Below are 21,325 nucleotides of genomic sequence, written 5' to 3' on the forward strand. Positions count from 1 at the left end.
CCCCAGCCGGGGGCCGGCGGCGCGTCGTCGAGCTCCTCGGCCAGCGCCTCGAGGATCGAGCCGGGCCGGGTCCAGGCCCTCCCGGCCCCCGGCTCCAGGACGGCGGTCACGGGGTCGGGCCGGCCGGCGGTCTCGTAGCGCAGGATCCGGGCGCCCGGCCCGGTGGCGACCCCCAGCACGCTGTACCGCGACGGCGCGCCCCGGCCGGATCCCGCGGAGGAGGAGTCGAGCCAGTAGGCGTAGTCGGAGCCGGCGGCGATGCGGGCGAACAGCCGTTCCGGGTCCGTCGCGTCGACGTCGAGCCGGCGCGGGACCGGGGCGTTCCCGGGCGCCGGCCGGTCGGCGGACCGCGGGGGCGCGGGGACGACGTCGGGGCTCGCCGCGTCGGGGCTCACCGCACCGGCCCCCGGGCGGCGGCGGAGGGGAGCTTCATGCGCGCTCCTCGCACTGGATCTGGGCACGCCTCAGTCTAGGTCAGCCCCCTACGCGAACGCCGACTGCCCCGTGACGTCCCGCCCCACGATCAGCGTCTGGATCGACTCCGTGCCCTCGTAGGTGTGCAGCCCCTCGATGTCCGCCATGTGCCGGGCCACGTGGTGCTCCAGCAGGATGCCGTTGCCCCCGAGCATGTCCCGGGCCGTGGCCGCGACCCGCCGGGCGCGCACCGTGTTGTGCAGCTTGAACATGCTGGCCTGCTGGTCACGCAGCGTCCCCCGCTCCTGGAGGCGGGCGGTCTGGGCGGCCATGAGCTGCATGTCGGTGACGTCGGTGAGCATCTGCACCAGCCGCTCCTGGACCATCTGGAACTTGGCCAGCGGCTTGCCGAACTGCAGGCGCTGCCGGCTGTACTGCAGCGCCGCCTCGTAGACCCCGACGGCGTGCCCCAGCGCGGACCACGCCACCCCCACCCGGGTCTGCACGAGCGCCTGCGAGACCTCCTTGAAGTTCGCCGCGCCCGGGAGGAGCGCGTCGGCAGGAACTCGGACGGCGTCGAGCGTGATCCGGGCCTGGTGGATCCCGCGCAGGGCCGCCTTGCCCCGGATGACCTCGGCCCGGTACCCCTCCGCCTCCTGCGGCACGACGAAGCCCCGGACGTTCCCGTCTTCGCAGCGCGCCCACACGACGGTGATCCCACCGGAGGCGCCGTTGCCGATCCACTTCTTCTCGCCCGAGATGACGTACCCGTCCCCGTCCCGGACGGCGGTGGTCCCCAGCGAGACAGAGTCGGAGCCGTGGTCCGGCTCCGTCAGGGCGAAGGCGCCCAGCAGGCTGGCCTCGGCGAGCGGGGTCAGGTACCGCTCCTTCTGCTCGGGGGAGCCGAACAGCGCGATCGAGCGCAGCGCCAGCCCGCCCTGCACCGCCGCGGCCGTGCCGAGCGAGCCGTCCCAGCGGGAGAGCTCCATGGTCACCAGCCCTGCCCCCAGCGGGGAGAGCCGGCGCCGGCCCGGGATGTCCAGGCCGTCGGTCAGCAGGTCCCGCTCCCCCAGCCCGCGCAGGGTCTCCAGGGGGTATTCGGCGCGCTCCCACGCCTCGTTGGCCCCGGCCAGGACCTCCCGGCCGTACTCCCGCGCGAGCGCCCAGGCCTCGCGGTCCTCCCCGGTCGCCCCGTCCAGGGCCCCCAGGTAGTCGGTGTCCAGCGGCTCGGTCAGCTCGTAGACGATCTCAGGCACCCGATCACTCTCCCAGTCTCTCGATGATGGTCACGTTGGCCTGCCCGCCGCCCTCGCACATGGTCTGCAGCCCGTAGCGGCCGCCGGTGTCCTCGAGGACGTGCAGCAGGGTGGTCATGAGCCGCGCGCCGGTGGCCCCGATGGGGTGGCCCAGCGCGATCGCGCCGCCGTGGCGGTTCACGTGCGCCATGTCCGGCTCCAGCTCGCGGGCCCAGGCGAGCACGACGCCGGCGAAGGCCTCGTTGATCTCCACGGCGTCCATGTCCTCCAGCTCCAGGCCGGTGCGCTCCAGCGCCCGGCGGGTGGCTCGGATCGGCGCGGTCAGCATGGCCACGGGGTCGTCGCCGCGGGCGCTGAGGTGGTGGATCCGGGCGCGCGGGACCAGGCCGTGGCGCTCGACGGCGCGCTCCGAGGCGATCAGCAGCACCGCGGCGCCGTCGGAGAGCTGCGAGGCCGTGGCGGCCGTGTGCACCCCGCCGGGCCGGATCGGCTCCAGCTCGGCCATGCGCGCGCGGTTGGGCTCGCGCGGACCCTCGTCCTGCGCCACGTCCGCGACCGGCACGATCTCCCGGTCGAAGCAGCCCGCGCCCCGGGCGGCGAGCGCCCGGCGGTGGGACTCGGCGGCGTAGGCCTCCAGGTCGTCGCGGTCGAAGCCCCAGCGCTCGGCCATGAGCTCGACGCCGCGGAACTGCGAGATCTCCTGGCCCCCGTAGCGCGCGGCCCACCCCTCGGAGCCGGCGAACGGGTCCGGGAAGCCCAGCTCCGACGCCGCGGTGCTCGCCCAGGACAGCGGCACCGAGCTCATCGACTGGACGCCGCCGGCCAGCACGAGGTCGCTCGTGCCGGACATGACGGCCTGGGCGGCGTAGTGCACGGCCTGCTGGCCCGAGCCGCACTGCCGGTCGATCGTGGTGCCCGGGACGGCCTCCGAGCCGCCGGCCGCGAGCCAGGCGCTGCGGGCGACGTCGAAGGCCTGCGGCCCGACCTGGTCGATGCACCCGAGGATCACCTCGTCGTACTCCGCGGGGTCCACGCCGGCCCGGTCCACGACGGCGCGGATCGGCGCGGCCGCGAGGTCCAGCGGGTGGACGGCCGCCAGGCCGCCGCGGCGTCGTCCCACCGGCGTGCGCCGGGCGTCGATGATGTATGCCTCGGCCATGATGTCCTCCTTGGTCGACGGGTGCGGGGTGGGGTGGCGGATGGGGCGGGAGGGGCGGACGGGACGGGGCGGCGTCCGGACCGCCCCGCCGGTCACCGGGGTGGCATCCGCAGCGCCCCGTCCATGCGGATGGTCTCCCCGTTGAGGTAGTCGTGCTCCACCAGCATCAGCACCAGCCGCGCGTACTCCTCCGGCCGGGCCAGCCGGTGCGGGAACGGCACCGAGGCCGCGAGCCCCTCCCGGTACTCCTCCCCGATCGTGGCCATCATGGGCGTGTCCACGATCCCGGGGGCCACCGTGTTGACCCGGATCCCGCGCCCGGCCAGGTCGCGCGCGGCCGCGAGCGTCAGGCCCACGACGCCGCCCTTCGAGGAGGCGTAGGCGGCCTGCCCGACCTGCCCCTCGTAGGCCGCGACCGAGGCGGTGTTGACGACGACGCCGCGCTGCCCCTCCCCGTCCGCCGACTCCTGCCCGGCCATGGCCTCCGCGGCGAGCGCGAGGACGTGGAAGGTCCCGACGAGGTTGACCTGCACGACCTGGGCGTACAGCTCGAAGTCGTGGACCCCCGAGCGCCCGAGGATCCGCGCGGAGGGGCCGATGCCGGCGCAGTTCACCGCGACCCGCAGGGGCCCGGCTCCCTCGCGGACCGCGCGCTCGACGCCGGCGCGCACCGAGGCGGGGTCGGTCACGTCGACCTCCGCGTAGGCGATGCGGCCGGGGGCGGCGGGTGGTGCGGCCGCGGCATCCGGTGCGGTTGCGGCGTCGGGCACGGTTGCCGCGTCGGGCGCCGGCTTCGTGGTCGAGGCGGCCCCCTCGTGCGTCGCGGGTCCCGCGGCGGGTGCGGCCGCGGCGTCGGGCGCGGGCTCCGCTTCTGCCCGGGCCTTCTCGATCGCCGGGGCGAGGTCGAAGGCGAAGACGTCCGCCCCGCGCGCGGCGAGGGCGCGCGCCGTCGCCGCCCCCAGGCCGGAGGCGCCTCCGGTCACGATCGCCGTGGTCCCTCGGATCTCCATCGCCGTCCCTCGTCTCTCGTGTCTCGTCTCTCGGTGCCGCTCGTGCCGTGCGGCTCTCTCCGTGCTGTTCGCGTCGCACGGACCCCGCGCCCCGCGGCCAGGACGCCGCCCGCCTGACGGCCCGAGGCCCGCAGCCCGCCGCCCGCGGCCCGGCGCCTCAGCGGAACGCCGAGACCCCCGTGACCGCGCGCCCCACGATCAGCGAGTTGATCTCGTAGGTCCCCTCGTAGGTGTACATGATCTCGGCGTCGCCGAAGATCTTGGCCGCGTGGTACTCGCTCGTGACGCCGTTGCCGCCCAGGATCCCGCGCGCCTTGGCCACCGACTCGCGCACCAGCCGCGTGCCGGTCGCCTTGCCCATCGCGGCGTGCAGCATCTCCAGCCGCCCCTCCTCCTGGAGCCGGGCGACCTGGACCATCATCCCCAGGCTCGCCTGGGCGTTGCCGAGGATCTCGGACAGCGGCTGCTGGATCAGCTGGAACCCCGCGAGCGGGCGCCCGAACTGGCGCCGCTCCAGGGAGTACTCCCGGGCGACGTCGAACGCGGCCAGCTGCACCCCCACGGCCTGCCAGCCGACCCACGCGCGCGAGCTGCGCAGCATCCGGTTGGCGGTCGAGAAGTCGGTGGCTCCCGGCAGGTGGTTCGACGCCGGGATGCGCACCTCGTCGAGCTCGATGTCGGCGTTGGGGATGATCCGCAGCCCGATCTTGTGCGGGATCTTCTGGGCCCGGTACCCCGGCCGGTCGGTCTCCACGAGGAAGGCCTTGATCTGGTTGTCCGCGGCGTCGCGGGCCCAGACGAGGGCGACGTCGGCGATGGTGCCCAGGCCCGCCCAGCGCTTGCGGCCGCTGATGACCCACTCGCCGCCGTCGCGCCGGGCGGTGGTCTCGAGGCCGCCGGCGACGTCCGAGCCGTGGTCGGGCTCAGTCAGGGCGAAGGCGCCCAGGGCCTCGAAGCGCCGCAGCCGCGGGAGCCACCGCTCGCGCTGCTCGGGCGAGCCGAGCTCGCTCAGCATCCCCACGATCAGCTCGTTGTGGATGCCCACCAGCGCGGAGATCGAGACGTCGGCCCGGCTGGTCTCGGCGTAGACGAGGCCGCGGTACAGGCGGGAGGTCCCGCCCAGCTCGATCTCCCCCAGGCCCACCTCGGCCAGCCCGGGCAGCAGCTCGAACGGGAACTCCTCCCGGTTCCAGTAGTCGATCGCGAGCGGGCGCACGACGTCGTGCAGGTAGGCCCGGATGGCCTCGAGCGAGCGCCGCTCGGCCGGGTCGAGGAGGGAGGCGACGTCGAGCACGTCGGCGTCGGGGTAGGGCAGGTGCTCTGGCTCTGGGGGCGCGGGGGTCAGCCCGCGGAGATCGGTGGTCACGATGGCCTTCCTGGGTGGGGAATCGAGGCGACCCCGCGGCATTGTGTGCCTTGGGTCACGTATACATCGACCCTACCGAGGCCCAGGTCGTTGCGCCAGGACCGGGGCCTCCGCCCGGCCCTGGGCCCCGCCCGAGCCTCGACTCCCGTCCTGGCCCTGGCCTCATCCGGACCGGGGCCTCCGCCCGGGCCGGGGATCCCACCCGGGCGGGCATCGGCCCCGCCCGGACGAACGGAACCGATGCGGACCCGGGCCCCGCGACCTAAGATGTCCCCATGCGCGAACTCCAGGCGAAGATCATCGAGGACATGGGCGTGAGGCCCCGGATCGACCCGGCCGAGGAGGTGGAGGCCCGGGTCGGCCTGCTGTGCGACTACCTCAAGGCGACCCAGACCCTGGGCTTCGTCCTGGGCATCAGCGGCGGCATCGACTCCACCCTGGCGGGACGGCTGGCCCAGCTCGCCGTGGAGCGCCTCGCGGAGGAGGGGTACGACGTCGACTTCGTCGCGGTCCGCCTCCCCCACCGGGTCCAGCACGACGAGGAGGACGCCCAGCGCGCCCTCGAGTTCATCCGCCCCAAGACCAGCCTCGTGTTCAACGTGGAGCCGGCGACCACCGGCCTCGCGGAGGAGTTCGTCCGGGCCACCGGGCGGGAGATGACCGACTACAACCGGGGCAACGCCAAGGCGCGGGTGCGCATGATGGCCCAGTACGCGCTGGCCGGCGAGCGCAACCTGCTGGTGATCGGCACCGACCACGCGGCCGAGTCCGTGACCGGCTTCTTCACCAAGTTCGGCGACGGCGGCGCGGACGTCCTGCCGCTGTTCGGCCTGGACAAGCGGCAGAACCAGCAGCTGCTGCGCCACCTCGGCGCCGAGGAGCGGCTGTGGGGCAAGGCGCCGACCGCCGACCTGCTGGACGAGGTCCCGGGTCAGACCGACGAGTCGGAGCTGGGCCTGAGCTACGACGTCGTGGACGACTACCTCGAGGGCAAGGAGATCGACGAGGTGCACGCCGAGGCCCTCGAGGCCCGGTTCCTGCGCACCCGCCACAAGCGCACCGTGCCCGTGACGATCCACGACTCCTGGTGGAAGTAGGGGCTGACCCGCGGGTATAGCATCGAGTCACAGCCAGCGACTCGAAGAGGGACTCCCATGGATCCGATCATCCGCCGTTCGTCCACCGCCCTGATCGTCTCGGGGGTGCTCGCGCTCGTCCTCGGCCTCGTGCTCGTCTCCTGGCCCATCGCCTCGGCGGTGACGCTGATGATCCTGATCGGCGCGTACGCGCTCGTGGACGGGATCTTCGCGCTCGTCAGCGCGTTCAACGCGCCGCGCGGCGGGACCCGGGGGTTCCTGGTGCTCTCCGGCGTCATCGGCATCGTGGCGGGTCTGATCGCGCTCGTCAACCCGATCTTCGGGGCCGCGACGCTCGTCTGGGTCCTGGGCGTGTGGCTGCTGGTGCGCGGCGTCCTCGAGATCGTGAGCGCCCTCCGGCGGCGCAGCGGCGGCCCGCGGTGGCTGCTGGTCCTGGGCGGGCTCCTCTGGCTCGTCGCCGGGGTGATCTTCGTCGTCAACCCGACCGGCGGCGTCGTGGCCTTCACCGTGCTGATCGGCATCCTGGCCGTGGCCTGGGGCCTGCTCTCGCTCGTGGCGGGAATCGTGCTGCGCGTCGTGGGCCGGCGCGCGGCGCGCGCCTCCGGCTGACGCGGCCGGGTCCTCCCGAGCCGGCGTCCCCACCCGCGGCGCGCACGTTCTCTTTCGGCGGGAGCCGGGCTAGTGTGGCAGGACAGCGATGCCGGTCACGCACGGTCGTGGCGGCAGGAGGATCCACGCACGGCAAGGAGTCGCGATGACCGTCACCGAAGAGTTCCGCCAGGCCAGGGACCAGCTCCTGCGGCTCCGGGAGGACTACGGGGCGGCCCGGCGGGAGTTCGAGTGGCCGCGCTTCGAGCACTTCAACTTCGCCCTGGACTGGTTCGACGCCGTCGCCGCGACCCCCGAGGGCGGGGCCCGCAACGCACTGGTCATCGTCGAGCGGGACGGCAGCTCCCAACGGGTCACCTACCGGGAGATGGCCGAGCGCTCGGCGCGGCTGGCGAGCTGGCTGCGCGCGATCGGCGTCGGGCGCGGGGACCGCATCCTGCTCATGCTGGACAACCAGGTGGAGCTCTGGGAGACGGTTTTGGCCGCCGCCAAGCTCGGGGCGGTGCTACTGCCCACCACGACCATGCTGGGGCCCTCCGGCCTGACGGAGCGGGTCGAGCGCGGCCGGGTGGGCTGGGTCGTCACCAACCCGGTCAACAGCGCCAAGTTCGCCGAGGTCCCGGGTGACTTCTCGGTGATCGAGACCGGCACGGAGGCCGCGGACCGCGCCGCGGATCCTGCGGCAGAGCACCCGCACCACGCCTACGCCCTGAGCCGCGAGGCCTCGCCCGACTTCCGCCCGGACCGCCCCACGCGCGCGGACGAGACGCTGTTGCTCTACTTCACCTCCGGCACGACGTCGCAGGCCAAGCTCGTGGAGCACACGCACGTCTCGTACCCGGTGGGGCACCTGTCCACGATGTACTGGATCGGCCTGGAGCCCGGGGACGTGCACCTCAACGTGGCCTCGCCGGGGTGGGCCAAGCACGCGTGGTCCAACGTCTTCGCGCCCTGGATCGCCGAGGCCACGGTCATGATCTACAACTACGCCCGGTTCGACGCTGGCGCGCTGATGTCCACGATGGACGCCGAGGGCGTCACGAGCTTCTGCGCCCCGCCCACGGTGTGGCGGATGCTGATCCAGGCCAACCTCTCGCAGCTGCGCAACCCGCCGGCCAAGGTCGTCGCGGCGGGCGAGCCCCTGAACCCCCGGGTCATCCTGCGGGTCCAGCAGGCGTGGGGCCTGGACATCCGGGACGGCTTCGGCCAGACCGAGACCACCGTGCAGATCGCCAACACCCCGGGCCAGCCGGTCAAGGTCGGCTCGGTGGGGCGCCCGCTGCCGGGGTACGACGTCGAGCTCCTCCACGAGGACACCGGCGAGGTGATCGAGGGCGCCGGCGAGGGCGAGGTGTGCCTGGTGACCGATCCGCGCCCGGTGGGGCTCATGCCCGGGTACAGCGACGACCCGGCCAAGAACGACGCCGTCTTCCGGGACGGCCTGTACCGCACCGGCGACGTGATGAGCCGGGACGAGAACGGGCTCTACACCTACGTGGGACGCTCCGACGACGTCTTCAAGGCCAGCGACTACAAGATCTCGCCCTTCGAGCTGGAGTCGGTGCTGATCGAGCACCCGGCGGTGGCCGAGGCCGCGGTCGTCCCCTCCCCGGACCCGATCCGGCTCGCGGTGCCTAAGGCCTACGTGGCCCTGCGCGCGGACGCGGAGCCCACCGCGGAGACGGCCGAGTCGATCCTGGCCCACTGCCGCGAGAAGCTCCCGCCCTACGCCCGCGTGCGGCGCCTGGAGTTCTGGGAGCTGCCCAAGACCGTCTCGGGCAAGATCAGGCGGGTGGAGCTGCGGGCGCGGGAGGAGGTGCTGCGGCCGGGGGACCACGCGGCCGGAGATCTGGATGGCAGGGGCCCGGGGACGCACGTCGACGCCGGCGCGGCGGCCGGAGACACAGCATCCCGGATCGACGGTTCGGCCGGACGCGAGTATGCGGACACCGACTTCCCGCGCCTGCGGGGATAGCCTCAGGCTCCTCCGGCGGGGCCGGCTCGCCGCTCTGGCGAGTGAGCCCGTTTCTCACCGACTCCGCGAGACATCAGGGGAATGCCCCGTGCCCGGGTCTCGACCCCTCACCCAGGTGCTGCCTCGGATAACGTGTGAGCGATGCACTCGCACCTGAAAGACACCATGGCACAGCAGACTCCACGACCCCAGCGTTTCTTCCCCGGACGGGGAGTGTGCCTCTCGGCACTGCTCGTGGGCCTGCTGTACGGCGCCGGGACCTCGGTGCTCAACCACGCGCAGGTGCCGCAGGTGGCCGCCGTGCTCGGCCACGGTGCCGGCTGGGCATGCCTCGGCCTGCTCTTCGCGTGGTGGCTGCGCCGTCGGGGCGCGCCGGCTCTGCACAGCGCGCTCGGCGTCGTCGTGATGTTGGCCTCGGCCACGCTCGCCTACTATGCGAGCGACACCCTCTATGACGTTGCCAACTACCGAGCGGCGATGGCCGACCCCGAGATCGTCGGCGTCCCCGGACTCGAGCCCGGCCTCGGCTCCCTCGAGGGCAATCTCTACGACTCGGTCGTCTGGCTCATCGGGTCCGCCATAGGAGGCTTGATCGTGGCAGTCCCCGGCATTCTGGGCGCGCGCCCGGGGGCCTGGGGATGGCTCGGCAGGCTGGCCGCCCCGGTGGGGCTCCTGGTCGGGCTGCTCCTGCCGACCGGACCCAGCCAGGACACGTCCTTTCTCCCGTTCGCCGTGGTCGTGGTGATCGCCCTCCTCGTCTGGGCCTGGTGGGCGCGGACACCCGGCGGCCTCAGGGCCGGGCGGGCCGCCGACGTCGCGCCCGCACCTCCAGGGCCAGCGCGATGACCACGACCACGCACCCCGCCGCCAGCGGGATGGCGAACGCGGTCCGCAGCCCGCTGCCGTCGGCGATGAGGCCGATCGCGGGCGAGGTGAACAGGAATCCGGTGCGCATGACCCAGCCGACCACCGTGATGCCCGTCCCGTCCCGGAAGCCCGGCACCCGGTTCGCCTCCGCGTAGGCCGCGGGGATGAGAGTCGCGCAGCCGAAGCCGGCCAGCGCGAAGGCCACGAAGGCGCTCCACACCGCGGGCTGCAGCATGACCGTCCCGAATCCGACGGCGATGAGCAGCCCGCCCGCCATCGCGACCCTGTCCCGGCCGAAGCGGTCGGTCAGCGGGTCGCCGAGGATGCGGCCGAGGAACTGGGCGACCAGCAGCGTCACGTAGCCGTAGCCGACGAGCGCGAGCGGCAGGCCCGCGACGTCGCGCAGGAAGTTCGCCGACCAGTTGTTCCCGACGTCCTCGATCAGGGCTCCCGCGACCGCCATGATCGCCAGGAGCATCAGGAACGCCCAGCCGCGCAGGCCGGGACGCGGAACGGCTCGCCCCGCCGCCCCGGGCCCCATCCGCTGCCCCGGGCGCGGTTCCGTGTGCGCCCCCGACCGCGACCTATCCGATCCGACCTCGACGGAGCCACCGTCCGCCGCCCCGCCGCCGGTCCATCCGTCAGCGCTTCCCGCCGGGTCCCCTGACCCCTCGCCTGCGACGTCCGCCGCGGGGCCGTCCGCCCCGCCGACCTCCGCCCGGGAGCCACCGGACACCGACACCGACGGCGCGGCGGCGACGGAGTACGCCAGCACCGCGATCCCCGCCACCAGCATTCCGCTCACGGCCAGATGGACCCCCAGGCCGACGCCGGCCCCCTGCGCGACCGCGGCGCCCAGACCGCCCAGCGCGGCCCCGATGCTCCACGAGGCGTGCATCGAGTTGATGACGGTCCGGCCCAGGCCCTCCTCCACGTACAGCCCGTGGACGTTCTGCGCGGCGTCGACGACGGCGTCCAGCAGGCCGACGGCGCCCAGCAGCACGGCGACCGCCCACACCTGCGGGCTGAAGCCGACCGAGGCCATGACCACCGCCATCAGCACCGTGCCGACCGTGGCCGTGCGGCGGGCGCCGAAGCGCCGGATCGCGACCGCCGGGAGCCCCGACGCCGCGATGGACCCGACCGCGACGGCGGCCACCAGCATCCCGAACCCGGCGTTGGACAGCCCCAGGGCGTCTTTGAGCTCCGGATAGCGCGGCAGCAGCCCCGCGATGACGGCCCCGTTGGTGAAGAACATCAGGGTCACGCCCCAACGGGCCCTTCGCCACGATTTATTCGCGCCTCGAATCAAGTCCATCCGCTCAGCGTACCGGGTGGGCGGGAAAGCCGGAAGCCGACGGCGGGCGGCCTACCGCCCGTCTGAACGGGCGGACGGTCACGAGGGGCATCAGCCCCCGGACGTCGCGGAGGCGCGGGGCTCGGACGTGGCCGAGGTGCGGGGCCCGGGTCTCGCGGAGGCGCAGGGCCCGCGCGTCGCAAAGGCGAAGGACCCGAACCCGCCGGACACGCGGCCCCGAGAGGATCGGCGCCCCTCACCGCCCCCGGAACCTCGGCTCCCGCTTCTCCGCGAAGGCCGCCATACCCTCCTTCTGGTCCTCGGTCGCGAAAAGCGAGTGGAAGACCCGCCGCTCGAAGCGCACGCCCTGGCCCAGGGTCGTCTCGAACGCGGCGCCCACCGCCTCCTTGGCGATCATCGTGGCCGGGCGCGACTTCGCCGCGATGCTCCGGGCGACCTCCAGCGCGGTGTCCAGTACGGCGTCGTCGGGCACCAGGCGCGAGACCAGCCCGGCCCGCTCGGCCTCCTGGGCGTCCATCATGCGCCCGGTCAGCACCATGTCCATGGCCTTGGCCTTGCCGACGGCGCGGGTCAGCCGCTGCGAGCCGCCCATCCCGGGGATGACCCCGAGATTGATCTCCGGCTGGCCGAAGCGCGCGCCCTCGCCGGCGACCAGGATGTCGCACAGCATCGCCAGCTCGCAGCCGCCGCCCAGGGCGTACCCGCTCACCGCCGCGATCACCGGGATCCGCACCTCGGCCAGGCGCTCCCAGCGGGCGAACCAGTCGGCGGCGTAGACCTCCGGGTAGCTCTTGGCCGCCATCTCCTTGATGTCCGCACCGGCGGCGAAGGCCTTGGCGGATCCCGTGAGGACGATGGCACGCACCTCCGGGTCGGCGTCCCACGCCTCCGCGGTGTCGACGACGGCGTGCATCGTCTCCTGGTTCAGCGCGTTGAGCGCCTTCGGCCGGTTCAGCCGGATGAGCCCGACGCCGTCCTCCAGGCTGGTTAGGATCGGCGCCTCGGACTCGCCCCCGGCTCCCCCGCTCCCCGGCTCGCCCCGTGCCTCCCCCGGCCCGCGGGCCCCGGCGTCGTCGTGCGTCCCCTCGCTCATGCGTTCTCCTCTCGAATCCTCTGGATGATGGCGGAGAAGTCGAGGCCGCCGTGGCCCGACTCCTTGAACTCCTCGTACAGCCTCTGCGCCGCGCGGCCGAACTCGGCCCGGGTCCCCGTCGCCTCGAGCGCGGCGAGCGCGAGCCCCAGGTCCTTGGCCATGAGCGCGGTCGCGAACCCCGGCGCGTAGTCGTGGTTGGCCGGGCTCGTCCCGACCGGGCCCGGGACCGGGCAGTTGGTGGTCACGGCCCAGCACTGCGCCGCGGAGCTGGACATGACCTCGTAGAGGACCTCGTCGCTCAGCCCCAGCTTCTCCCCGAGCACGAAGGCCTCCGAGGCGCCGATCATGGTGACCGCCAGCAGCATGTTGTTGCAGGCCTTGGTGGCCTGCCCGGCGCCGCTCTCCCCGCAGTGCACGATCTTGCGGCCCATGACCTCCAGCAGGGGCAGCGCGGCCTCGTACTCCTCGGCCGGTCCGCCCACCATGAAGGTCAGCGTTCCGGCGGCGGCCCCGGCCACCCCGCCGGAGACCGGCGTGTCCAGGGCGCGATGCCCCGCGTCCCGCGCCAGCCCGGCGGCCTCGCGCGCCTCGTCCACGCTGATGGTCGAGGAGTCGATGAACAGGGTGCCCGGGGCGGCCGCCGCGAGCAGGCCCTCGGCACCGCCCTCGCCCCGGTAGGCGGCGAGCACGTGGGCCCCGGAGGGGAACATCGTGAACACGACCTCCGCACCGCGCACCGCCTCCTCGCCGCTGCCCGAGATGCTCACGCCCGCGGCCTCAGCGGTCCTGCGGGCCGCCTCGACCGGGTCGTACCCGACCACCTCGTGGCCGGCCGCGACCAGGTTGCGGGTCATCGGCCCGCCCATGTTGCCCAGTCCCAGAAAGGCGATTCTCATCTCGGTCTCCTTCACCTCGTGCGTGCGGCGCTACCCCTCCGGCAGCCGCAGGTCCTCGTGGCCCGGGACCGGCCCGAAGAAGGCCAGCACGCGGTCCTGCTCGACCTCCTCCAGCGAGGGCGGGTCCCACGCCGGGCTGCGGTCCTTGTCCACGACCTGGGCGCGGATACCCTCGGTCATGTCGTGGGCGAAGACGGCGTTGCCGCTGGTCCGGAAGTCCTGCTCGAGCGTCTGGGCCAGGCTCAGCCCGCGCGCGCGGCCGATCCCCTCCCAGGCGGTCTTGATGCCGGTGGGGCTGTTCCGCTCGAGGGCCGCGAGTGCCGCGGCGACGGCGTCGTCGTCCGGCTCCCGCTCCGCGAGGACCGCGAGGTTGTCCCGGACCTGCTCGACGGCGTCGGCCGCGTAGGCCTCCTCGATCCACAGCTGCGCCGCGGCCAGGCGGGACTCGGGGGCCTCCCGCTCGTAGCGCGCGATGAGGCGGGCGACCGCCGCGTAGGCGTCCCCCTCCCCCGGCAGGTCCTCCAGGGCCGCCAGCAGCTCGAGCCGGGCGGCGTCCGGGACGTAGTGGTCCGCGAGGCCGATGTACACGGCGTCGGCCCCGTCGATGTGCAGGCCGGTGATCGCGAGGTGCTCGCCGGTGCGCCCGGGCGCCTCCGAGAGGTACTTCAGGCCGCCGACGTCGGGACTGAAGCCGATGCCCGTCTCCGGCATCCCGGTGCGGGTGGACTCCGTGACCACCCGGTGCGAGCCGGCCACGGACAGACCGATCCCGCCGCCCAGGACCAGCCCGTTCATGAGCGCGACGTAGGGCTTGGGGTAGCGGGAGATCCGGTGGTCGAGCGTGTACTCCTTGCGGAAGAACTCGAGGCACTCGGCCTCGTTGCCGCTCGTGGCGGCCCGGTGGAGCGCGACGACGTCGCCTCCGGCGCACAGCCCCCGCTCCCCCGCTCCGACGACCGCGACGACCCGCACCCGCGGATCCGCCTCGAAGGAGTCGAGGGCGTCCATCATCAGGTCGATCATCTCGATGGTCAGGGCGTTGACGGCCCGGGGCCGGTTGAGCGTGATCAGCCCGAGGGAGCCTCGGGTCTCGGTGAGCACCGGGGGCTCCCGGCGTGCGTCGGTCATCGTCCCTCCTGGGGCGGGGTTGGGGGGCGGATCCGGGGGCCGCTGGGCCCGGGCGGAGGCGCCCGCATCGGTTGGTGTGCGTCGTCTCACACACTATCGCGCGGGTCACGGCGCCGCCGAGAAGCAGGGGGCGAATGTGGAGCACCCCTGGGAATCACCCGCGGCGGGCGCGGTTGTGGACGGCGGGACGGGCCGGCCGTCGGCCTCACCCCCGCAGTTCCTTCGAGGCGGCTGGCGGCCTCACCCCCGCTGCTCCTTCGAGGCCGCCGCCGCCCGGCGCCCCTGCTCCGCGATCCGCGCCCAGTCCTCGTCGGTGAGCTCGGCCAGCGCCGAGAAGGTCGAGGGGCCGGCCAGCATCTGCCCGCCGTCCATCGTGATCGTCTGGCCCGTCAGGTAGTCGCAGGCCCCGGAGAGCAGAAAGATCGCCAGGCGGGAGAACTCCTCGACGGTGCCGGCGCGCCGGGCGGGGACGGCGTCGAGGTCGGTCATCGCGCCGCGGTCCCCGCGCTCGCCCCCGCTGGAGCTGAGCACCGCGGAGGTGTACTCGGTGGGGATCGGACCGGGCGCGATGGCGTTCAGCCGGATGCCGTGGCGCGCCCACTCGACCGCCAGGGACATGGTCATCGCGTGCACCGCCGACTTCGCCATCGCCGAGGGGACCACGTACGCCGACCCCGTGAAGACCCAGCTGACCAGCGTGGACAGCACCGAGCCCGGCAGTCCCTCCGCGATCCACCGGCGCCCCACGGCGTGCGTGACGTGGTACGAGCCGTTCATGACGGTCTCGGTGACCGCCTGGAAGCCCCGGGGGCTGAGGTCCTCGGTGCGGGCGATGAAGTTCCCCGCGGCGTTGTTCACGACGCCGGTCAGCGGGCCCCGCTCCTCCCACAGCCGCTGCACGGCCGCCTCCACCGCGGCGGCGTCGCGCACGTCCACCGTCGCGAACCCCGGGCGGGGCCCTCCCGCGGCGGCGATCTCCTCCGCCGCCTCGCGCAGCAGGCCCTCGCGCCGCCCCCACAGGTGCACCTCCGCGCCGTGGGCGGCCAGGGACAGGGCCAGGCCCCGTCCCAGGCCGCTGCCGCCGCCGGTCACCAGGATGCGCTGGCCGGCGAGGACGTCCGGGCGGAAGGGGGACGGGGAGGGCTGGGTGCTCATGGGTGCCTCGCTGCTCTGCTCGGTGACGCGCCGGGGCGCGATGTGCTCCACCTCACGGTACCGCCGGTATCGGGTACGGGGAAGCGGCCGGGCGGCGCGCGGCGCCCGGTAACGTGGGCGGCATGAGAATTGCGACCTGGAATGTGAACTCGATCCGCGCCCGCGCCGACCGCGTGGAGGCCTGGCTGGACCGCTCCGACGTGGACGTGCTGGCCATACAGGAGACCAAGGCCAAGGATGAGAGCTTCCCGTTCGCCCTGTTCGAGCGGCTCGGGTACGACGTCGCGCACTTCGGGCTGAGCCAGTGGAACGGCGTCGCGATCGCCTCGCGGGTGGGGCTCGACGACGTCGAGCGCACCTTCCCCGGCCAGCCCGCCTTCGGCAAGCCGGGGCAGGAGGAGGTCCAGGAGGCCCGCGCCCTGGGTGCGACCTGCGGCGGCGTCCGCGTCTGGAGCCTCTACGTGCCCAACGGCCGCGGCATCGAGGACCCCCACATGGCCTACAAGCTCGAGTGGCTGCGCGTCCTGCGCGAGGACACCCAGAAGTGGCTGAGGGAGAACCCCGAGGGCGAGCTCGCCCTGGTCGGCGACTGGAACGTGGCCCCGCAGGACGACGACGTCTGGGACATCGACTTCTTCCGCGAGAACCAGATGACCCACGTGACCGAGCCCGAGCGGGGCGCGTTCGCCTCCTTCCTCGACGACGCCGGCCTGGTCGACGTCGTGCGCCCCCACACCCAGGGTGAGAAGGACTACACCTACTGGGACTACAAGTCGCTGCGGTTCCCCAAGAACGAGGGGATGCGGATCGACTTCCAGCTGTGCTCGCCGGCGCTGGCACGGCGCGTGAGCACCGCCTGGATCGACCGCGAGGAGCGCAAGGGCAAGGGCGCCTCGGACCACGCGCCGGTGGTCGTCGAGTGCGCGTGAGGGGCTGAATCGAGCAGGACGACCATCAGTATGCTTGGTGTAGCGTGGGCATCCTGCCAGCAGCCCCACCGGTGAAAGGAAAGCCGACGCAGATGAAAGAACAGGTCAAGATATCCCTCGCCTTCGTGGGACTCCTCGTGGGGGCCGGGTTCGCGACGGGCCTCGAGGTCGTCCAGTACTTCATCTCGTTCGGGCTCACCGGCCTGTGGGGGGTCCTCCTCGCCGGGGTGGTCATGACGGCCGCCGGCGCGGCGATCCTCCAGCTGGGCAGCTACTTCCTCGCGCGCGAGCACAACGGCGTCTTCCGGGAGATCGCCCATCCGCTGGTCTCCCGCACCCTGGACCTCGCGGTCATCCTGACGCTGTTCTGCGTCGGGTTCGTCATGCTCGCGGGGGCGGGCTCCAACCTGGAGCAGCAGTTCGGCCTGCCGACCTGGGCCGGTGCGCTGATCATGCTCCTCCTGGTCGCGACGACCGGCCTGCTCGACGTGGACAAGGTCAGCAGCATCATCAGCGGGGTCACCCCGCTGCTGATCGTGGCCGTGCTGACCGCCTTCGGGTACACCCTGCTGCACCTGCCGGACGACTTCGGCCAGCTGAGCCGGCTCGCGGCCGAGGAGGCGTCGCCGGTCAGCCCCTGGTGGCTCTCGGCCCTCAACTACAACGGCCTGGCCCTGATGCTCGGGGTCTCGATGTCGCTGGTGATCGGGGGCTCCCACAGCAGCCTGAAGGCGACCGGCCGCGGCGGCCTCTACGGCGGCATCCTCTACACGGTCCTGCTGGCGATGGCGGCCTTCACCCTGCTGGCCAACATCGACGGGGTCGCGGGCGACGACGTGCCGATGCTGAGCCTCTTCGAGTCGATGCACCCGGTGCTGGCGACCATCATGACCTTCGTCATCTTCGCCATGATCTACAACACCGCGATCGGCATGTTCTATGCCCTGGGCAAGCGCGTCACTGCCTCCCGCCCGAACCGCTACGTCCCCGTCTTCCTGGGCCTGTGCGCCGCGGGGTACGCGGTGAGCTTCGTCGGCTTCGAGACCCTGATGACGTACGTGTACCCGGTCATCGGCTACCTGGGGCTCGCCATGGTGGCGCTCCTGGTCGGCTGGTGGCTGAAGTCCCGGCGCCGGTTCACGCAGGAGTCGGGCCGCAGGGAGCGCATCCGGGACCTCGAGGAGCAGCGCGGGGACGACGGCCGCCCCTTCAGCGCGGAGGACCAGTCGGAGCTGGACCGGGCGCTGGCGGAGTCCCACGTGGACTCCGACCGCCTGGAGGAGGTCGTCACGGGCGAGCTCTCGCTCCGGGACATCCGGCGCGCCCGCGAGGACGGCGCCAGCGACTCGGAGACGGAGGAGCGCGACGCCGGGGCGGAGGGATCCGAGACCGACCGCCCGGACGCGGAGGGGACCGCCGTCCACTGAGGGACGCGGGCCCCCGCGGGTGAACCGGGTCCTCACGGTCGCGGATCATCACGTCGCGAGATTCACCGCGGCCGGTGGGAAAAGAAACGTTAAATGGAGAAAACCGCCCCGCATAGAAGCCTGCGAGGCGGTTTTCGTGGCTCCGACCGGCGTCGATCCGGTGACCTTACGATTTTCAGTCGTACGCTCTACCAACTGAGCTACAGAGCCCGGCATTCTGCCAGCAGATATGCCGCGACGGCGTCTCTCGCTAGGAGAAATACGCCGTCTGAGCGACCCTGACGGGACTTGAACCCGCGACCTCCGCCGTGACAGGGCGGCGCGCTAACCAACTGCGCTACAGGGCCTTGTTGTTTTTTCCAACGAGTGAAAACTCTAGAGGAAGAAACTCGGCTTTGCAAATCGACGATTTGCAGTACCCCCAACGGGATTCGAACCCGTGCCGCCGCCGTGAAAGGGCGGTGTCCTAGGCCGCTAGACGATGGGGGCCGGACCTCGCGACCGGGCGCTGCCCGGGCGTGGAACCGTACCTAGCATATGGGGTGGTATCGTTCCGCGCAAATTCCGCGCCGACGAGTCACGACGGCGGCAATCCGGGCGACGGGAGGCCTCGCCGGGGCGCGCGGACCACCCCTCGCCAGGGATGCGACCCGTCCTCCGGGAGGGCGCGAACCGCTTCGGCGCGAGATGCCGATCACACCTCGAGGAGGACGTCGACCGCACCCGGGGCGACGACGACGCTCCGGCACGATCCCCACACGGGTGCGAACTGCGGCGAAGATCACACCGACGCCGCGCCCCGCAGGCCCGAGACGCAGCGCGAGATGGGATGAAGATCACCTCACCCCCAGGCGACCCCCACCTCGGGAGCGTCCTCGGTCCGGGGGTCGTCCACGTCCGGGACGATCATCACCGGGTTCTGCGAGCTGTGGAGGACGCCCTGGGAGATGGACCCCAGGAGCATCCCTCGCAGCCCGCCCCGGCCGCGGGTTCCCACGACCACGAGGTCGGCGTCCTCGCCGGCCTCGAGCAGCACCTGGACCGGCGAGCCGTCGATCCGCTCGGCGGTCACCTCCAGGTCCGGGAAGTGCCCCTTGATCCAGCGGATGGCGCGGTTCTGCAGCTCGTCGATCTCCCGGTGCATCGCCTCGAAGTCCACCGCGGCGGGCACCCAGGTCAGCGCCCCGGTGTAGGGCGCCAGGGCGTTCACGAGCTTGAGCCCCACGCCCATCCGCTGCGCCTCCTCCGCGGCCTTCACGATCGCGATGCGGGCCTGGTGGGAGCCGTCCGAGCCCACCGCGACGCCGTGCGAGGGGACGAGGGTCGCGGCGTCGTCGGCGTGGTGCTTGGCCCAGGCCAGCGGCACGACGACGACCGGGCACTTCGAGTGCGCCGGCAGCGAGGTGGACACGGTCCCCAGCAGCCGCCCCACGAAGCCGCGGGAGCTGCGGGAGCCCACCACCATGAGCCCGGCCTGCTCGGAGAGCCGGACCAGGATCGAGGAGGCGTCCCCCGTCTCGACCGTCGCGCGCAGCTCCACGCCCTCGGCGTGGACGCGGTCGTAGGCCTCGTCCAGGATCTGCGCGACGCCGTCGGCCAGCGACTGCTCGTCGATCACCGAGTAGCCGGAGTCGAACCCCGTGCCGGTGAAGACCGGCAGGGAGTAGGCCGTGACGAGGCGGATGGCGGCGCGGCGGCGCTTGGCCTCCGCCACCGCCCAGCTCAGCGCCCCGTAGCTCTGCTCGGAGCCGTCGATGCCGACGATGATCTCGCCGCCCGTGGTCTCCGGGTCGGGCATCGTGCCCCGGGCCGCCACGGCACGGGCCCCGAAGCTCTCGGCGGACCTGTCGGTCGTCTCGTCGGTCATGTCTGCCCCTCCTCGTGAGACTGAACCATTCGCCTCCATTTTATGACCAACGACACTCTTTGCACCCCCGGACACGACGACGCCCGCGGCCCCGCTCCCGCACCCCCGGACATGACGACGCCCGCGGCCCCGCTCCCGCGCCCCTCCGCGAGGAGGGACCGTGGAGGGGACCGCGGGCGTCGTGGTCGCTCGCGACGGCGGGGCCCGGAGGATCGGACCCGGTGCGTCAGCGCTTGCGGGAGATGTGCACCATGTCCTCGCGAGGGACCACCTTGACGCGCTTGCGGGGGTTGCCCTGTGCGTCCTGGAGCTCGGCGCCCAGCGACTGCTCGTGCTCGTCCAGGCTGCGCCAGCCCGACCAGGTGGTGAACTCGACGCCGCGCTCGTGCAGCAGGTCCTCGACCTGGCCGACCTCGGGCCGCTCGGCCGTGAAGTCGCGGTCCTCGAGCACGTGGGTGATGGTCTCCAGCGCGTCGGACTTGGTGGAGCCGATCAGGCCCACGGGCCCGCGCTTGATCCACCCGGTCGCGTACAGGCCCGGGACGGTGTTCTCGACCTCGTCGACCACGCGGCCCTCGACGTTGGTGATGACGCCGCGGCGGGCGTCGAAGCCGACGTCGGGCAGCTCGGAGCCGAAGTAGCCGATCGCGCGGTACACGGCCTGGACCGGGTACTCCTGGATCTCGGTGGTCGGGCGAATGCCGCCCGCGCCGTCGAGCTCGTTGCGCTGCATGCGGATCGCGGCCACGCGGCCGTCCGCGTCGCCCACGACCTCGGCCGGGGACTGCATGAAGTGCAGGTGCAGGCGCCGGGACGCGGTGCCCGGGTTCTCCCGCTGCTCCTCGCGCCACTTGTTCAGCGTCTTGACCATGGCCTTGATCTGGTTATTCGACTCGATCGCGGCCTCGGAGGCCTCGTCGAACTCGAAGTCCTCGTCGTAGAGCACGATGTCGACGTCGCGGGACTTCGCGAGCTCGCGCAGCTCCAGCGGGGTGAACTTCATCTGCGCCGGGCCGCGGCGGCCGAAGATGTGGACGTCGGTGACCGGGGACTTCTTGAGGCCCTCGTAGACGTTGTTCGGGATCTCGGTGACGAGCATGTCCTCGGCGTGCTTGGACAGCACGCGCGCGACGTCGAGCGCCACGTTGCCGTTGCCCAGCACCGCGACCTCGCGGGCCTCGAGCGGCCACTCGCGGGAGACGTCCGGGTGGCCGTCGTACCAGGCGACGAAGTCGGCGGCGCCGTAGGAGCCCTCGAGGTCGATGCCCGGGATGTGCAGCGAGGCGTCGTAGACGGCGCCGGTCGCGAAGATGACGGCGTCGTAGTGGGCGCGCAGGTCCTCGAGCTGGACGTCGGTGCCGTACTCCACGTTGCCGAAGAAGCGGATCTTCTCGCTCTCCATGATCTTGTGGAGCGAGGTGACGATGCCCTTGATGCGGGGGTGGTCCGGGGCCACTCCGTAGCGGATGAGGCCGAACGGGGCCGGGTAGCGGTCGTAGATGTCGATGCTGACGTCCACCTCGCCCTCCGCGACGGCATCGGAGCGGCTCAGCAGGTCGGCGGCGTAGACGCCGGCGGGCCCGGAGCCGATGACGGCCACGCGCAGCGGGCGGTCGGAGGCTGTTGACACGACGATATTTCCTTTCCGTTGACTCCCCGGGGCGGGAAGACGGTCCGTGGACACTGCCAGCAATTCTACTCGCGTGACGCGGATCGGTCAGGGTGACCTTAGTAATTCTTCAGGGATCGTCACACGTCC

General features: G+C 72.7%; 18 protein-coding genes and 3 tRNA genes. 6 read left to right on the forward strand and 15 right to left on the reverse strand.

What is annotated here, in order from left to right; genetic code table 11:
• The 5 genes from NBM05_RS11975 to NBM05_RS11995 form a co-directional block, all read right to left on the reverse strand.
• Positions 1-395, reverse strand: a 395-nt coding sequence (locus NBM05_RS11975; RefSeq protein WP_254167722.1) for a hypothetical protein, incomplete at its 3' end; no start/stop codon positions are given.
• An 87-nt stretch (positions 396-482) separates the two neighbouring features.
• Positions 483-1,670 carry an acyl-CoA dehydrogenase family protein gene (locus tag NBM05_RS11980; protein ID WP_254167724.1) on the reverse strand — a complete coding sequence of 396 codons (1,188 nt, stop codon included), beginning with the start codon at positions 1,668-1,670 and terminating at the stop codon, positions 483-485.
• 4 nt (positions 1,671-1,674) lie between these two features.
• A complete protein-coding gene (locus tag NBM05_RS11985) occupies positions 1,675-2,829 on the reverse strand; it encodes an acetyl-CoA C-acetyltransferase (RefSeq protein WP_254167726.1) in 1,155 nt (384 codons plus the stop codon).
• A 92-nt stretch (positions 2,830-2,921) separates the two neighbouring features.
• Positions 2,922-3,839 (reverse strand): SDR family NAD(P)-dependent oxidoreductase, encoded by a 918-nt coding sequence (locus NBM05_RS11990; protein WP_254167728.1) that lies wholly within the window; start codon positions 3,837-3,839, stop codon positions 2,922-2,924.
• A 157-nt stretch (positions 3,840-3,996) separates the two neighbouring features.
• Positions 3,997-5,205, reverse strand: a complete 1,209-nt coding sequence (locus NBM05_RS11995; RefSeq protein ID WP_254167730.1) for an acyl-CoA dehydrogenase family protein — start codon at positions 5,203-5,205, stop codon at positions 3,997-3,999.
• 275 nt (positions 5,206-5,480) lie between these two features.
• Here NBM05_RS11995 and nadE point away from each other — a divergent pair, with 275 nt between their 5' ends.
• The 4 genes from nadE (at position 5,481) to NBM05_RS12015 (ending at position 9,732) form a co-directional block, all read left to right on the forward strand.
• A complete protein-coding gene (gene nadE / locus NBM05_RS12000; protein WP_254167732.1) occupies positions 5,481-6,302 on the forward strand; it encodes an NAD(+) synthase in 822 nt (273 codons plus the stop codon).
• A gap of 57 nt (positions 6,303-6,359) precedes the next feature.
• Entirely contained in the window at positions 6,360-6,911 is a 552-nt protein-coding gene (locus tag NBM05_RS12005; protein ID WP_254167734.1) for an HdeD family acid-resistance protein, read from the forward strand.
• A 145-nt stretch (positions 6,912-7,056) separates the two neighbouring features.
• The gene (locus NBM05_RS12010; RefSeq protein ID WP_254167736.1) at positions 7,057-8,886 is read left to right on the forward strand and encodes an AMP-binding protein; all 1,830 of its coding nucleotides are present in this window, start codon (positions 7,057-7,059) and stop codon (positions 8,884-8,886) included.
• A gap of 165 nt (positions 8,887-9,051) precedes the next feature.
• Complete coding sequence (locus NBM05_RS12015; protein WP_254167738.1) at positions 9,052-9,732, forward strand: hypothetical protein; 681 nt, start codon at positions 9,052-9,054, stop codon at positions 9,730-9,732.
• On the opposite strand, the gene NBM05_RS12020 is transcribed toward NBM05_RS12015, so the two are convergent.
• The 5 genes from NBM05_RS12020 to NBM05_RS12040 form a co-directional block, all read right to left on the reverse strand.
• Positions 9,677-11,011 (reverse strand): MFS transporter, encoded by a 1,335-nt coding sequence (locus NBM05_RS12020; RefSeq protein ID WP_254167784.1) that lies wholly within the window; start codon positions 11,009-11,011, stop codon positions 9,677-9,679. The genes NBM05_RS12015 and NBM05_RS12020 overlap by 56 nt on opposite strands.
• A 295-nt stretch (positions 11,012-11,306) precedes the next feature.
• Positions 11,307-12,164, reverse strand: a complete 858-nt coding sequence (locus tag NBM05_RS12025) for an enoyl-CoA hydratase (RefSeq protein ID WP_254167739.1) — start codon at positions 12,162-12,164, stop codon at positions 11,307-11,309.
• Positions 12,161-13,060 (reverse strand): 3-hydroxyisobutyrate dehydrogenase, encoded by a 900-nt coding sequence (gene mmsB, locus NBM05_RS12030; protein ID WP_254167741.1) that lies wholly within the window; start codon positions 13,058-13,060, stop codon positions 12,161-12,163. Before mmsB ends, NBM05_RS12025 begins: the two co-directional genes overlap by 4 nt.
• 30 nt (positions 13,061-13,090) lie before the next feature.
• Positions 13,091-14,188, reverse strand: coding sequence for a 3-hydroxyisobutyryl-CoA hydrolase (locus NBM05_RS12035; RefSeq protein ID WP_254167743.1), 1,098 nt, complete (start codon positions 14,186-14,188; stop codon positions 13,091-13,093).
• A 240-nt stretch (positions 14,189-14,428) separates the two neighbouring features.
• Positions 14,429-15,343 carry an SDR family oxidoreductase gene (locus NBM05_RS12040; protein WP_254167752.1) on the reverse strand — a complete coding sequence of 305 codons (915 nt, stop codon included), beginning with the start codon at positions 15,341-15,343 and terminating at the stop codon, positions 14,429-14,431.
• A gap of 122 nt (positions 15,344-15,465) precedes the next feature.
• On the opposite strand from NBM05_RS12040, the gene NBM05_RS12045 reads away from it, so the two are divergent.
• Together NBM05_RS12045 and NBM05_RS12050 are read left to right on the forward strand one after the other, a co-directional pair.
• On the forward strand, positions 15,466-16,272 hold the full coding sequence (locus tag NBM05_RS12045; protein ID WP_254167755.1) for an exodeoxyribonuclease III: 807 nt from the start codon (positions 15,466-15,468) through the stop codon (positions 16,270-16,272).
• A 92-nt stretch (positions 16,273-16,364) separates the two neighbouring features.
• Positions 16,365-17,699, forward strand: coding sequence for a YkvI family membrane protein (locus NBM05_RS12050; protein ID WP_254167757.1), 1,335 nt, complete (start codon positions 16,365-16,367; stop codon positions 17,697-17,699).
• A 137-nt stretch (positions 17,700-17,836) separates the two neighbouring features.
• Here NBM05_RS12050 and NBM05_RS12055 read toward each other — a convergent pair.
• The 5 genes from NBM05_RS12055 to NBM05_RS12075 form a co-directional block, all read right to left on the reverse strand.
• Positions 17,837-17,909: transfer RNA gene (locus NBM05_RS12055), tRNA-Phe, on the reverse strand.
• A 63-nt stretch (positions 17,910-17,972) separates the two neighbouring features.
• A tRNA-Asp gene (locus tag NBM05_RS12060) sits at positions 17,973-18,046 on the reverse strand.
• Positions 18,047-18,115: 69 nt separating this feature from the next.
• Positions 18,116-18,188, reverse strand: a tRNA-Glu gene (locus NBM05_RS12065).
• 352 nt (positions 18,189-18,540) lie between these two features.
• Complete coding sequence (locus NBM05_RS12070) at positions 18,541-19,566, reverse strand: universal stress protein (RefSeq protein ID WP_254167764.1); 1,026 nt, start codon at positions 19,564-19,566, stop codon at positions 18,541-18,543.
• A 226-nt stretch (positions 19,567-19,792) separates the two neighbouring features.
• Positions 19,793-21,196, reverse strand: a complete 1,404-nt coding sequence (locus tag NBM05_RS12075) for an FAD-dependent oxidoreductase (protein ID WP_373689329.1) — start codon at positions 21,194-21,196, stop codon at positions 19,793-19,795.
• Positions 21,197-21,325 lie beyond the last annotated feature (129 nt).

Source organism: Rothia santali (genome assembly GCF_024199905.1).
GTDB lineage: Bacteria > Actinomycetota > Actinomycetes > Actinomycetales > Micrococcaceae > Rothia > Rothia santali.

Bases quoted from the DNA above. Each gene is read 5' to 3' on its own strand.
- NBM05_RS11985 (WP_254167726.1), bottom strand. From the start codon at position 2,829: ATGGCCGAGGCATACATCATCGACGCCCGGCGCACGCCGGTGGGACGA.
- NBM05_RS11990 (WP_254167728.1), bottom strand. From the start codon at position 3,839: ATGGAGATCCGAGGGACCACGGCGATCGTGACCGGAGGCGCCTCCGGC.
- nadE (WP_254167732.1), top strand. From the start codon at position 5,481: ATGCGCGAACTCCAGGCGAAGATCATCGAGGACATGGGCGTGAGGCCC.
- NBM05_RS12005 (WP_254167734.1), top strand. From the start codon at position 6,360: ATGGATCCGATCATCCGCCGTTCGTCCACCGCCCTGATCGTCTCGGGG.
- NBM05_RS12010 (WP_254167736.1), top strand. From the start codon at position 7,057: ATGACCGTCACCGAAGAGTTCCGCCAGGCCAGGGACCAGCTCCTGCGG.
- NBM05_RS12015 (WP_254167738.1), top strand. From the start codon at position 9,052: ATGGCACAGCAGACTCCACGACCCCAGCGTTTCTTCCCCGGACGGGGA.
- NBM05_RS12020 (WP_254167784.1), bottom strand. From the start codon at position 11,011: ATGTTCTTCACCAACGGGGCCGTCATCGCGGGGCTGCTGCCGCGCTAT.
- NBM05_RS12025 (WP_254167739.1), bottom strand. From the start codon at position 12,164: ATGAGCGAGGGGACGCACGACGACGCCGGGGCCCGCGGGCCGGGGGAG.
- mmsB (WP_254167741.1), bottom strand. From the start codon at position 13,060: ATGAGAATCGCCTTTCTGGGACTGGGCAACATGGGCGGGCCGATGACC.
- NBM05_RS12035 (WP_254167743.1), bottom strand. From the start codon at position 14,188: ATGACCGACGCACGCCGGGAGCCCCCGGTGCTCACCGAGACCCGAGGC.
- NBM05_RS12040 (WP_254167752.1), bottom strand. From the start codon at position 15,343: ATGAGCACCCAGCCCTCCCCGTCCCCCTTCCGCCCGGACGTCCTCGCC.
- NBM05_RS12045 (WP_254167755.1), top strand. From the start codon at position 15,466: ATGAGAATTGCGACCTGGAATGTGAACTCGATCCGCGCCCGCGCCGAC.
- NBM05_RS12050 (WP_254167757.1), top strand. From the start codon at position 16,365: ATGAAAGAACAGGTCAAGATATCCCTCGCCTTCGTGGGACTCCTCGTG.
- NBM05_RS12070 (WP_254167764.1), bottom strand. From the start codon at position 19,566: ATGACCGACGAGACGACCGACAGGTCCGCCGAGAGCTTCGGGGCCCGT.